The sequence below is a fragment of the Duganella levis genome, assembly GCF_009857605.1.
In the GTDB taxonomy this organism is placed as follows: Bacteria; Pseudomonadota; Gammaproteobacteria; order Burkholderiales; family Burkholderiaceae_D; genus Rugamonas; species Rugamonas levis.
Genome location: NZ_WWCT01000001.1, coordinates 216,509 through 229,134, shown reverse-complemented (window position 1 = coordinate 229,134; position 12,626 = coordinate 216,509). Strand labels below are relative to the sequence as shown.

Below are 12,626 nucleotides of genomic sequence, written 5' to 3'. Positions count from 1 at the left end.
CGAGCAATGCGTATTGATAGTTACCGTAGCAATTGTGAACGTTGTGTCCACCTGCCCCTGTGCGAAGGCACGGCCGACGCTGACCAGATCGCCGGCCATCGCCTGCGCGTGCGCCGGCACGACAGCCTGTATCGTGCCGGCGAGTCGCCGGGCAACCGCATCTACAGCATCCGTTCCGGCAGTTTTAAAATGGTGATGACGCGTCCCGGCGGCGAGGAACAGGTGACCGGCTTTGCCATGGCGCCGGAATTCCTTGGCCTGAACACGCTGGGCGCGACCGGCCACAACGCCTCGGCGGTGGCGCTGGAGGATAGTGAAGTCTGCGTCATCGATTGGGATCGCCAGGCGTTTCGCGGCCGCCGGCAGCCGATGCAGCGGCTTGGCCTGCATGCGCTGCTGGCCGGAGAGATCCGCCGCGCGCAGCACGCCACGCTGCTGCTGCATCACACCCACTCGCGCCAGCGCATGGCCGATCTGATGTTGAGCCTGTCGCAGGCGCACCGTAGCAATGGTTATTCGGCGCTGCGCTTCCGGCTGCCGATGTCCCGCTGCGATATTGCCAGTTACATCGGCGTCAGCGCCGAGTGCGTGAGCCGGTTGCTGGATCAGTTTCGACGTCAGGGGCTGGTGCAGTTGCAGCGTCGCGACCTGACTTTGCTCGATCCGGACGCGCTGCAACGCGCGGCGGCCGGCGTGGAAGGCGGCGCATGAGCCATCGACTTCGCCTGGTGACGCCGGCGCTGGCCGACAGCATCCGCCGCTGCAATGGCTGTCCGCTCAATGTGTTGTGTCTGGACGAGTTGCCGGACGATGCCGAACGCACCGAGCCGTGCATGGAGCAGCGCTGTATCCGGCTCAATGGCGGCGAGCACCTGTTCCGTGTGTCGGATGAGGTGGACCAGCATCTGCATATCATCCGCAGGGGCGATATCAAGCTGTATCAGCATGGGCGGGATGGCGGGCAGCACATCATTGAGTTTCTGGGGCCGGGCGCGTGGGTGGGACTGGAGTCGCTGAATGAGCACCAGCGCCATGCGGGCGCAGTGGCATTGACCGATTGCGAGATCGCCACTGTGCCGTACGCGATGCTGACAGCGTTGCTGGATCGGCAGCCGCGCAGCGCCGAGGCGTTTGGGCAGCTGCTAAGCGGGACGATTGCGCGTCACCAGCAGCACGCGGCCATGTTGCGCAGCACGTCGGCGGTACAGCGGGTGGCGCAGTTCCTGCTGCACCGGCTGGAGCAGGCGCAGGGTGTCGCGCGCGCGACGTTGCCGATGTCGCGCCAGGATATTGCAGATTACCTGGGCTTGACATCGTCCACCGTGAGCCGCTGTTTGAGCGCGTTGCGGCGGCGTGGCTGGCTGGCGATGGGCCAGCGCGCCTACACGCTGCCGGGATTGCGGGATGTGGAAATGGTGGCGGCCGGGACACCGTTGGCGCTGGATTGAGCGGCGCAGCCAACCCCGGAAGTACGGGGTCTGACCCCATGCGGGGTCAGACCCCTGTTTGCCGCCGTGCGGGGTTGGCGGAAGCCGCCTGCACCCGCCCGGCAATCTGCAACGCCACCGCCAAGGCCGTATCCGCCGTCGCCAGATGCACCTGAAACCACGGCAAAATCAAGGCCGCCACCTTGCGGCCATTCTCAATATCCCCCGGCGCCAATCCGTGCAAGGTAGCCAGCACCCGTGCATGCTGCTCGCGATGGCTGCGCGTGGCAGGATAGTCAATCGCCTCCATCAACTGCTCCTCCAGCCGGAAATCCACCTCCAGGCACTCCACCAGACCGGCCAGATGCGTCTCGAACTCCTGATCCGGCCCGTTCAGCAGCAGCTGGATCTGCTCGGCCAACGCCGCGTGCGCCTCGTCAAACAAGGGAATCCCCAGCACCATCTCATTGGTTAACGCGCTCGTGTCCATGATGTCTCCTCTCCACCATCACACTATGCCCACTTGCTTGTCAGAAATCCATGATGCAGGTCAAGCGGCAATGATTTGCCGTATAGTGTGGTTTGCCTGTCATTGTCGAGAATAAGCTCATGGATCTGCACTACCTCAGCCCGCTATTTGCGCCTAAATCCATCGTGGTTTTTGCCGGTCCGCCCGACCAGCCGGAACGCCAGACCGCCTACGGCCGCAGCCTGTGCGCGCAACTGCGCGATGGAGGCTACGACGGCGCCCTGACCTTCCTCGACGTCAGCATGACCGGCACGCTGGCCGACCTGGTGCAATCGCGCGCCGACCTGGCCATGATCGCGCTGCCGCACGACGAACTGGCGTTCGCGCTGGAGGTGGCCGGCCGCATCCAGTGCAAATCGGCGCTGATCGTCTCGTCCAGCGTGCCGCCGGAACTGGCGGCCGAACTGCAAGATATCGCCCGCAAACACGGCCTGTATCTGCTGGGACCGAACAGCCTGGGATTCCAACGTCCGCGCCTGAAACTGAACGCCGGTGTGGCCGGCAAGCTGGCCCAAAGCGGCAGCCTGGCGCTGATCTCGCAATCGGGCGCGCTGACTTCGGCCATCCTGGACTGGGCCGGCACCAACTCGGTCGGCCTTTCGGCGGTGGTCTCGCTCGGCCCCAACACGGCGGTGGACCTGGCACAGACGCTGGATTTCCTCGCCACCGATCCGGCTACCGAAAGTATCGTCATCTACATGGAAGGCATCACCGACGCCCGCCGCTTCCTGTCGGCGCTGCGCGGCACGGCCAATACCAAGCCAGTGGTCATCATCAAATCCGGCAACGCGGCGGCAGCCTCGCGCGCGGCGGCGACCCACTCCGGCATGCTGATCGGCAGTGACGAGATCTTCGACGCGGCCTTGCGCCGCACCGGCGCGGTACGCGTCAACACCTTCGTGCAGCTGTTCTCGGCCGCCAAATGCCTGGCCTCACGTTACCGTCCGGTCGGGCCACGGCTGGCGGTGATCAGCAACGGTGGCGGTCCCGGCGTGCTGGCGGCCGACTGGCTGGGTCAACTGGGCCTGCAACTGGGCCGTCCAGGCGCTGAATCGGCCAAGGCGCTGGCGCCGTTGCTGCCGGTGCACGCCACGCTGACCGACCTGCTCGACCTGTCCGAAGAAGCCGGCCCGGAACACTACGCCGCCGCCATCCGAGCCTGCGCGCAGGATTCCAACGTCGACGGCCTGCTGGTCATCTACTCGCCAAAGCTGGATGGCGACCCGACCGCCATCGCGCACAGCGTGGCCGCTGCCGCCAAAGGCCTGGGCAAACCGCTGCTGGCCTGCTGGATGGGCGACGAGCGCGTGGCGCCGGGCCGCAAGGTAATCGGCCAGGCCGGCCTGGCCACCTTCCGCACGCCGGAAGCGGCGGTCGATGGCTTCGGCAATATCGCCGCGTTTTATCAGAATCAGCAGCTGTTGCAGCAAACCCCGCCGCCGCTGTCGCAACTGGCCAAGCCGGACCTGGAAGGCGCGCGCCGCCTGGTGGAAAGCGTGCTGGCCGAGCGCCGCAGCGTGCTGACCGAGATGGAATCCAAGGCGCTGCTGGCCGCCTTCCACATCCCGATCACGCCGACCATGCCAGCCCGCAGCGCAGCCGAGGCACAACTGATCGCCGCGCAGCTAGGCTATCCAGTGGCGCTGAAAATCGACTCGCCCGACATCCTGCATAAATCCGATGTACAAGGCGTGGTGCTAAACCTGGCCGACGCCGGCGCGCTGGGCGCAGCCTACGGCGACATGCTCGCCAACGTGCGCCGTTTGCAGCCGGAAGCGCGCATCAACGGCGTGACCGTGCAGCGCATGGCTGGCAAGCGCGATGGCCGCGAACTGTATATCGGCGTCGCCAGCGATCCGCTGTTTGGGCCGGTGATCGGCTTTGGCGCCGGCGGCACCATGGTCGAACTGCTCAACGACCGCGCCGTCGAACTGCCGCCGCTGAATCCCTTTCTGGCGCAGCGCCTGATCGACCGCGCGCGCGTCGCCGCCACGCTGGGCGAATGGCGCGGCGCGCCGGGCGTGGACCGTCAGGCCATCGAGCACATTCTGCTGCGGGTGTCGGAAATGGTGTGCGAACTGCCGCAGTTGCGCGAGCTGGATATCAACCCGCTGATCGTCGACCAGTTCGGCGTGCTGGCGGTGGATGCGCGCGTCGCGGTGGGCGTGGCGCCGCCGTCGGCGCAGCGTTACGACCAGTTGGCCATCATGCCCTACCCGTCGAGCTACGCGCGCGACTGGCCGATGCGCGGCGGTCGCCAATACACGCTGCGCCCCGTGCAGCCGACCGACGCGGAAATGCTGCAATCGCTGGTGCGCGGCCTGTCCGACCAGTCGCGCTACAACCGCTTTGCGTCGTCGCTGCGCGAGTTGTCGGCGCAGATGCTGGCGCGTTATACCTTGATTGATTACGACCGTGAGATGGCGCTGGTGGCGGTGCTGACCACGCGCACCGCCGATGATGACGGCAGCTTTACCGAGACCGAGCAAATCATCGGCGTCTCGCGCTACATCGCCAATCCGGATCGCAGCAGTTGCGAGTTTTCGCTGCTGGTGGACGACAAGTTCAGCGGCCAGGGATTGGGCACGCGCTTGATGCTGGAGATTATGGATGTGGCGCGCGATAAGGGCCTGAGCGAAATTGTCGGCCTGGTGCTGCGCAAGAACCGTGGCATGCTACGCTTGATGGGCAGCCTGGAATTCCATATTCGTCCGTATGAGGACGATCCGGAATTCCAGCTCTGCACAAAACAGCTTTAACCAGTTTTAACGCGACGCGGGCGGCAGTTTGTAGCGCTGCTCGCGATACAGGATAGATGGCAACACCACGTGCGACATCGCTTTATCGACCAGCGCGGCATCCGGCACGCCGCCCGTGGACAGCACGCCGGTGGCGGCATCATAATGTCCCAGCAACGGCGCCTGGTTCGGACGCAGAATCGTCGCCGACGAACCTTCCAGCCACGCGAAATAATTATCGAACTGGATCAGCGCCCGGCCCGGCGTGTCGCTGTCGCGCGCCAGATCGCGGCCGATCATCGGATGTTCGCTCGATATGCCCATCAGCGACAACAAGGTCGGCGCCAGATCAATTTGGCTGGCGATGGTGGTGATCGTCTTCGGCTTCACATCCGCGCCCAGAATCAGGCCAGGGATATGGAACTTATTGATCGGCACCAGGCTGTCGCCATACACGCGGTTGTCGTGGTCGGCCACGATCAGGAACACCGTATCTTTCCAGTAGTCCTGCTTCTTCGCCTCGGCGATGAAACGGCCCAGCGCATAATCGGCGTACTTGACCGCGTTATTCACCGTCTGCTTCTCTTTGTCGTGCAAGGTGATGCGGCCATCCGGAAACTGGAACGGTTCATGGTTGGACGACGAGAAAATCAGGCTGAAGAACGGCTTGCCGCTATCGTGCAGGGTTTTCAAACGCTCCAGTGACTTGTTAAACAAGTCTTCATCCGACGCACCCCAGCTGCCCTCAAACACCGGGTTCATGTCGCGCCGGTCCACCACTTTCTGGAAGCCGTTACCGGTAAAGAAGCCGCGCATATTATCGAAGTGCGCTTCGCCACCATAGACGAATTCCGTGTGATAGCCCTGCTTGCCCAGGCCCGCCGCCAGCGTGTAGAAATTCTGCTGCGACAGCGACAGCTTGACCACGCTGCGCGCCGGCGTCGGCGGATAGCCGGCCACCACTGCCTCGATACCGCGCACCGAACGGGTGCCGGTGGCGTACAACTGCTCGAACCACCAGCCGTCCTGCTTCAGTTTTTCCAGCTCCGGCGTCACCGGCAGACCGCCCAGCGATTGCACGAAGGTCGCGCCCAGGCTTTCCTCCAGCACGATCACCAGATTCAGCGGACGCTCGCGCTGCATCACCGCTTCCTGCTTGTGCAAGGTTGGCAGCTCCGCCGAGGTGAATTGCAGGTCGCGCAGCCATGGCGCGCTCTTCACCGTCGGGAAGACTTTCTCGCGCGGGTATTTGCCGTAGATTTCGGAGGAATTCGCCTCGTGGCTCATGGCGCTATACGCATCCAGCACCGACCAAGGCGAATTGATGATCAGCGAATTGACCATGGAATCGCCGGTCAGCGCAAACATCGACGGGTTGGCCGGACGGTGCGCCAGGGTCGAACGGATCTGGAACGCAACCAGCAGCACGAGCAACGGCCACACCAGCAACAGCGGCAGCGGACGCCACGTCGTGATATCCACCGAAGCCGCCTTCAGCAGCTTGTAGATGCCGGTGCCCAGCAGCACCGTGAACACGATGCCCAGCACCAGCGCGATGCGGAAGCCATGCCATAGTGTGGCGATCACTTCGGTTGGATACGACAGGTATTCGATGAACAGGCGGTTCGGACGGATGTCGAACTGCATGATGAACTGCGGCGTCGACAGCTCCATGAAGATGATGAAGATCAGTGCCAGCGTGCCCCACATGACATTCAGGGTTTTCCACACGCGCAGCGTCTTCTGATACGCCAGCAACGGCGCCAGCAGCAACGGCAAGGCGATCAGGTAGCCGAGCAGGATCAGGTCGGCGCGCACGCCCTGCACCAGCATCTCGCCGGGAATGCCGGTGGCGGAAACCCGGGTCCACTGCCAGGCCATCAGCCCGGCGCGCGACAGCGAGAAGATCACCAGGCCCAGCAGCAGCAATTGCAGCACGCCGGCGAATGGACCGGCCCACAGCGTCAGCCGCGCCAGCCAGGCCGCGCAACGCGTCAGCCGGCTCTCAGGACGATAAAACATCATTCAGCGCCAAAGCCTGGGTGGGAGGCGATGTAGGCGCCGGCACCGGCGCCGGCACTCAGCATCCAGCCGATCAACAGCATGAAGACCAGCACCATGCAGAACAGCGTAGCGATATTGCGGCTGTCGCGGGATGGCGCGAACACCGGCTTCTTGTCGTAGCAGACGCCAAAGAAGTACGCGGCCACCACGGTCGTCAGGTAATGCACGGCGCCGAAGACTTCACCCAGTTCGCCTTTGCGCGGATGGTCGACCACCACGTTCGACAGGATCACCAGGCCAACGTAGATTACCGACGGCCACACCGGCGGCAGATACAGGCCGAATTTTTCGACGAAGGTACGGATGGCGGGACGCTTGCGCGCCAGCAGCGGCAGGAAGATGGTGTGGGTCAGGCCGACGATGACGATAATCTTCAGCAGCACGGCCTTGTGCAGGCTGCTCTTGCCCAGCGCCAGATTGTGCAGGTTGGTTTCGCCCTGGCGGTTATTCTGCAAGAAGAAATCCGGCGGGATGATGTGCAGCACGCGCTGGAACCAGCTGACTTCTTCGAGCGCTGCCAGGCCGACCAGCGCCGACAGGAACACGAAAGCCGCCAGTTGCAGGTTGATCTTCGGCTCGCGCTGCCATTGTTCCACGGCCAGGAAACCCAGCAGCGCAGACAACAGGGTGAAGCACAGGAACTGCATCCATTCGACGATGCCGTCTTCCACCAGCAGACGCCACATGGCGTCATGGTCGTGCGAGAAGGCCAGCGCCAGTCCCATCACGAAGATATTCATGAGAACCCCGACCGCGATCACCGGATGGATATACCACTTCTGCTCTGCCATGTACCACTCCCTGTTTTAGTATGTGTATATTAAATTTGTTCAATACCGCCGGCGGGCACCAAGTCCGCCGGCGGCGTGGCGATACGCCCACTGCGGCCATGGTAATAACGGCGGGCAGCCACCACCACCGAACCCAGCGCCCAGGCCCACAACAAGGGGTCGAGCAGCGCATCCCACAGATTGCCAGTCGGCAGACGCAGCAACGAGAACAGCAAGACGGCGGCCAACAGCGCGGCGCCGCCACTGACGGCCCACCGCATCAGCACCGCCGCCGCGCCGGCCACTGCGGCGGCAATCGCCAGCAGCGCAGCGGCGTCGGAATCGAAGCCGCGGTAATACAGGCCCAGTGCCAGCACGCCGAAGGCGTCCAGGTACAGCACTATGCCAACCAGCGTCAGCACCAGCGCAAACGCCGGATGCAGCAAAAAGTCGACCGGACGCTCGGTCCAGCGCGCGCACAGCGCCACCAGGCTGTAGCCGGCCAGCAGCCCACTCGGATATTGGAACACCAGCGTCAGCCAGTAAGCCGGCGACGCCGCCCCCGGCAGCGCCATCATGATGGCGATGGTGATAGCGACGATGGCCTTGGAGCGCTGCGCCAGTTGCGGAAAAATCCGTGGCAACACGGTCGGCAGCACCGACAGCAGCATGGCGGCGGCGATCAGCCCCCAGGCAATGCGGGCGTAAATAATTTGCAGTGCCAGATCGGGCAAGCTCATAGCAGCTCCTTTCCCTCGGTGATTTTCAGGCGATGGTGGGCAATGGCGCGCCGCTGATAGGTGTAGGTAATGTGCAGTTCGTCGCCGACCTGGAACATGGCCGGGTAGGAATACTCGTCGCGCGGCTGGCCGCTGACGATGTTGGTCACATGCTGCCAGTGGTGGCCGTCGGGCGACATCGACAACGCCAGCGTGCTGCGTTCAGTGGCGGTCGAGGTGCCCTGGTTACCCAACATCAGCATGGTGCCGTTGTGCAGCCGCAGCACCGCCAGCGCAGTGCCGCGATTGCGGATGTCGGTCGGGCCGAGGTCGTCCCAATTTTCGCCGCCGTCATGGCTGACCGCCTGCTGCACCACCGAACGTTCTTTATTGGCATCGCGCATCCAGGCCCGCACTTCGGTGGGCGAGACCTGGACCAGCGTCGGTTGCAGCGAACGGGTGCGCACGCCGATGCGGGTCAGACGCTCCGGGTCGCCGTTGGCGTCGAACGATACCAGCATCGGATACTTGTGGCCGATTTCGAAATACACCGGCAGCCACCAGCCGCCGTCCGCCTGGCCAACCGGGGTCGCGCGCACCAGCACGCTGGTATTGAATACCGGCGACATCGGCAGCACGCGGCGGACTGTGAATGTAGCGCCCTCGTCCTTCGATTGCAGCTGCACCACGCGCGAAGCGGCCCAGCCGCCCATGCCGGTGGCCACCACGTACAAATGCACGGTGCCGTCGGCAGCGGTCCACGCCACCGGGTTGCCGATGCGGCGCACGCCATGGCCCAGCGCGTCGCCGAGCGAATCGCGGCTGGCCACGATCCAGTTATTGCTCCAGTGGCCGTTGCGCCAGCGCGAGGCATAGACCTTGACGTCCGGCCCGCTCTCGCGGCTGCCGGCCCACCAGAAGGCAATCAGATCGCCATGCGGCAGCTGCGCCAGGGCGCTGGCGTGCGCCGACGGCACGCCGGGCGGCATCGGAATAATCGCGCGGGAAACTTCGGTCAGGGTGATGGCGGGCGGGGTCACCACGGCGGCGGCCATGTCCGCTCGAACATGTGGTTGTGCCGAGCGCGAGCCACGCCAGCCTTCGGCGACTGCCACTACTGCGACAACCATTAAACATATCAGCACTGCCAGTTTGCCTGGCCGTTGCCCTAGTGGGCGTGAAACTCCCATTCCGTCTCCAGAGATCGGGACATGAAGGAAGCCGTCAGTATGATTCCCTTGCCCAAATAATAACAACCTCCGCAACAGCAAGGCTTGTGGCCATCCTGCTTATGGAAGAAGACGGTATCCTACAGGAAAATGTAGCGTTTATGTAAACGGACAACATTTTTGAAATCCTGCGGGAGTCGGCCAAACTTGATCTGCGACATTTCTTTTTAGCAAGATGCGGCTTACATTGCTTACCGTGCGCGGCACGCCCCCGCGCGCCGGCCCGACCACAGGAAGCACCGCATGCTTGCAGACCCCAGCGAATTGGACCGTACCGCCAGTCACATGATGCCCGCCGATGCCGAAATCCAGCAGCGCCTGCTGTTTCTGGAGGTAACGGCGGAAGACGTCCGTCTGCTGCGCGAGATTCATCCGCTGCTGCAACCCCGGCTACCCGAGGTCATTGCCGGTTTCTACCGCCATCTGCAAACCATGCCGGTGCTGCGCATCCTGCTCAAAGACCCGGTGGTGCTGGACCGCCTGTACCACCTGCAAGCCGCCTACTTCCGGTCGCTGACCGCCGGCGACTACGGCATCGACTATGTGCGCCATCGCCTGCGCGTGGGGCTGGCGCACCAGCGCATCGGCCTGGCGCCGGAGTGGTATATCGGCGCCTACCGCAAATACCTGGGCGATCTCGGCCCGGTGCTGGAAGCGCTGCTGCACGACCGTCCCGGCCAGTTCCTGCCTACATATAACGCGCTGATGAAGGTGGCCAGCTTCGACATGGGCCTGGCGCTCGACACTTATATTAAAGCCAGCCGCCAGCAGCTGCGCGACAGCGAGGCGCGCTTCCGTGGCGCCTTCGGCCAGGCCGCAGTCGGGCTGGCGCAGTTATCGGCCGACGGCCGCTGGCTGCGCGTCAACCGCAAGCTGCTGGACATCGTCGGTTATACCGAAGAGGAACTGCGCGGCATGCACGTGGCCGACCTGGTGACGGCGGAAGACTGGCAAATCGACGCCCCGCTGCTACGCGCACTGGCGCATGGCGAGCTGGAGACTTCGTCGCGCGAGAAGCGCTACCTGTGCAAGGACGGCCGCCGCGTGTGGGTCAAGGCCACCGTCACCGCCATGCAGCCGGATGCCGGCGATGCGTCGCTGGTGGCGGTGATCGAAGACATCTCGCAGCGCAAGCAGTTCGAGGAAGAGCTGATGCACCTCGCGCGGCACGACGCGCTGACCGGCCTCGCCAACCGCACGCTGCTGCTGGACCGGGTGTCGCAGGCCATCGCCCAGGCGCGCCGCAGCGGCAATCAGGTCGCCATGCTGTTCCTGGACCTGGACCGCTTCAAGACCATCAACGACAGCCTGGGCCACGATGCCGGCGACCGCGTGGTGATCGAAGTCGGCCGCCGCCTCAAGCAGGCGGTGCGCGACGCCGATACCGTGGCGCGTTTCGGCGGCGACGAATTCGTGGTGCTGCTGCCCGAGCTGCCGACCGAAGACATCGCCGCCGCGTTGGCGCAGAAAATCCTCAACGCCCTGTTCGAGCCGATGCTAATCCACGGCCACGAACTGGCGCCGGCATGCAGCATCGGCATCAGCCTGTATCCGCGCGATGGCGACAACGGCAAGACCCTGCTGAGAAACGCCGACGCCGCGCTGTACCAGGCCAAGGCCATGGGCCGCGGCAATTACCAGTTCTATTCGGAAGAAATGAATGCCCGCACGCTGGATCGTCTGACGCTGGAAAGCGGCTTGCGCCACGCCGTCGAACGCGGCGAATTGCAGCTGAAATACCAGCCGCAGATCGACCTGGCCGATGGCGCCATGCTCGGCGCCGAAGCGCTGCTGCGCTGGCATCCGGCGGGCCAGCAGCTGGTGATGCCGGACGCCTTCATCACCATCGCCGAGGAAACCGGGCTGATCGTGCCGATCGGCGAATGGGTGTTGCGCACTGCCTGCGCGCAACAGGTGGCATGGCGCCAGGCCGGCCTGCCTGACCTGCGGATCGCGGTCAACCTGTCGGCGCGCCAGTTCCGCCAGCCGGGGCTGGACGCGATGGTAGCCCGCGTGCTGGCCGAAACCGGCTGTGCGGCCGACCGGCTGGAGCTGGAAATCACCGAATCGGTGCTGATGGAACGGCCCGACAGCGCCGCCCAGACCTTGCAGCGGTTGAGCGACATGGGCGTGCAACTGGCCATCGACGACTTCGGCACCGGTTATTCCAGCCTGTCCTACCTGAAGCGCTTCCCGATCAACGCGCTGAAGATCGACCGCTCCTTCGTGCGCGACATCGCAGCCAAGAGCGCGGCCAGCAACGACGACGGCGCCATCGCCGCCGCCGTCATCGCGCTGGCCCACAGCATGGGCCTGACGGTGGTGGCCGAAGGCGTGGAAACCGAACAGCAGCGCGACTTCCTGCGCCAACTGCACTGCGACCAGGCGCAAGGCTTCTATTTCAGCGAACCGATGTCGGCGGCGGCGCTGGCGCACCTGTTTATTCAAGGAGAAGCAAGCAAATGATGTTACACATTCCCGGCGTGTTGACGCCCGACCAGGTGGCCTACATGCGGCAGCGGCTACACGACGCCCACTGGATCGACGGTCGCGCCACCGTCGGCGCGCAGGGTGCGCAGGTCAAGCAGAACATGCAGCTGGAAGAATACGGTCCGCTGGCGTATGAACTGGGCCAGATCATCCTCAACGCACTGGCCGCCAACCCGCTGTTCTTCGCCGCCGCGCTGCCGCTGCGTACCTGCCCGCCGATGTTCAACAAATACAGCGGCGGCGGCACCTACGGCAACCACGTCGACAACGCCATGCGCCGCGTGAAATCGAGCGGCCAGTGGCTGCGCACCGACGTCTCGTCAACGCTGTTCCTGACCGATCCCGACGAATACGAAGGCGGCGAACTGGTGGTCGAGGACAGCTACGGCACGCATGAAGTCAAACTGCCGGCGGGCGACCTGATCGTCTATCCATCGACCAGCATCCACCGGGTGGAACCCGTGACGCGTGGCGCCCGCATCAGTTCCTTCTTCTGGACCCAAAGCATGATCCGCGACGACGCCCAACGCTGCCTGCTGCTCGACCTCGACCGCAACATCCAATCGCTGCGCACCCGCCTCGGCGACTCCGACGAAACCGTCAACCTCACCGGCATTTATCACAACCTGCTGCGGCAGTGGAGCGAAGCCTGAGCGCGAC

10 protein-coding genes are annotated in these 12,626 nt (G+C 64.3%); 5 read left to right on the top strand and 5 right to left on the bottom strand.

The window, feature by feature from the left end; all coding sequences use genetic code 11:
* Positions 1 to 6 precede the first annotated feature (6 nt).
* Together GTP69_RS01035 and GTP69_RS01030 are read left to right on the top strand one after the other, a co-directional pair.
* The gene (locus tag GTP69_RS01035) at positions 7 to 711 is read left to right on the top strand and encodes a Crp/Fnr family transcriptional regulator (protein ID WP_161053131.1); all 705 of its coding nucleotides are present in this window, start codon (positions 7 to 9) and stop codon (positions 709 to 711) included.
* Positions 708 to 1,448, top strand: coding sequence for a Crp/Fnr family transcriptional regulator (locus tag GTP69_RS01030; RefSeq protein ID WP_161053130.1), 741 nt, complete (start codon positions 708 to 710; stop codon positions 1,446 to 1,448). Before GTP69_RS01035 ends, GTP69_RS01030 begins: the two co-directional genes overlap by 4 nt.
* 46 nt (positions 1,449 to 1,494) lie before the next feature.
* Here GTP69_RS01030 and GTP69_RS01025 read toward each other — a convergent pair whose 3' ends face one another.
* Positions 1,495 to 1,917, bottom strand: coding sequence for a bacteriohemerythrin (locus GTP69_RS01025; protein WP_161053129.1), 423 nt, complete (start codon positions 1,915 to 1,917; stop codon positions 1,495 to 1,497).
* A 119-nt stretch (positions 1,918 to 2,036) separates the two neighbouring features.
* Between GTP69_RS01025 and GTP69_RS01020 the strand changes: the two genes are divergently transcribed.
* Positions 2,037 to 4,715, top strand: coding sequence for a bifunctional acetate--CoA ligase family protein/GNAT family N-acetyltransferase (locus GTP69_RS01020; RefSeq protein ID WP_161053128.1), 2,679 nt, complete (start codon positions 2,037 to 2,039; stop codon positions 4,713 to 4,715).
* Between the two features lie 6 nt (positions 4,716 to 4,721).
* On the opposite strand, the gene GTP69_RS01015 is transcribed toward GTP69_RS01020, so the two are convergent.
* From GTP69_RS01015 to GTP69_RS01000, 4 genes are read right to left on the bottom strand one after another with little or no spacing between them, the layout of a single operon-like run.
* On the bottom strand, positions 4,722 to 6,719 hold the full coding sequence (locus GTP69_RS01015; protein WP_229260747.1) for an LTA synthase family protein: 1,998 nt from the start codon (positions 6,717 to 6,719) through the stop codon (positions 4,722 to 4,724).
* The gene (locus tag GTP69_RS01010) at positions 6,716 to 7,549 is read right to left on the bottom strand and encodes a hypothetical protein (protein WP_161053127.1); all 834 of its coding nucleotides are present in this window, start codon (positions 7,547 to 7,549) and stop codon (positions 6,716 to 6,718) included. The genes GTP69_RS01015 and GTP69_RS01010 overlap by 4 nt, the downstream gene beginning before the upstream one ends.
* 29 nt (positions 7,550 to 7,578) lie before the next feature.
* The gene (locus tag GTP69_RS01005; protein ID WP_161053126.1) at positions 7,579 to 8,268 is read right to left on the bottom strand and encodes a hypothetical protein; all 690 of its coding nucleotides are present in this window, start codon (positions 8,266 to 8,268) and stop codon (positions 7,579 to 7,581) included.
* Positions 8,265 to 9,302, bottom strand: a complete 1,038-nt coding sequence (locus GTP69_RS01000) for an exo-alpha-sialidase (protein ID WP_229260746.1) — start codon at positions 9,300 to 9,302, stop codon at positions 8,265 to 8,267. The genes GTP69_RS01005 and GTP69_RS01000 overlap by 4 nt, the downstream gene beginning before the upstream one ends.
* 417 nt (positions 9,303 to 9,719) lie before the next feature.
* Between GTP69_RS01000 and GTP69_RS00995 the strand changes: the two genes are divergently transcribed.
* Both GTP69_RS00995 and GTP69_RS00990 read left to right on the top strand, forming a co-directional pair.
* Complete coding sequence (locus GTP69_RS00995) at positions 9,720 to 11,942, top strand: putative bifunctional diguanylate cyclase/phosphodiesterase (RefSeq protein WP_161053124.1); 2,223 nt, start codon at positions 9,720 to 9,722, stop codon at positions 11,940 to 11,942.
* The gene (locus tag GTP69_RS00990) at positions 11,939 to 12,619 is read left to right on the top strand and encodes a Fe2+-dependent dioxygenase (protein WP_161053123.1); all 681 of its coding nucleotides are present in this window, start codon (positions 11,939 to 11,941) and stop codon (positions 12,617 to 12,619) included. The genes GTP69_RS00995 and GTP69_RS00990 overlap by 4 nt, the downstream gene beginning before the upstream one ends.
* Positions 12,620 to 12,626: the final 7 nt, after the last annotated feature.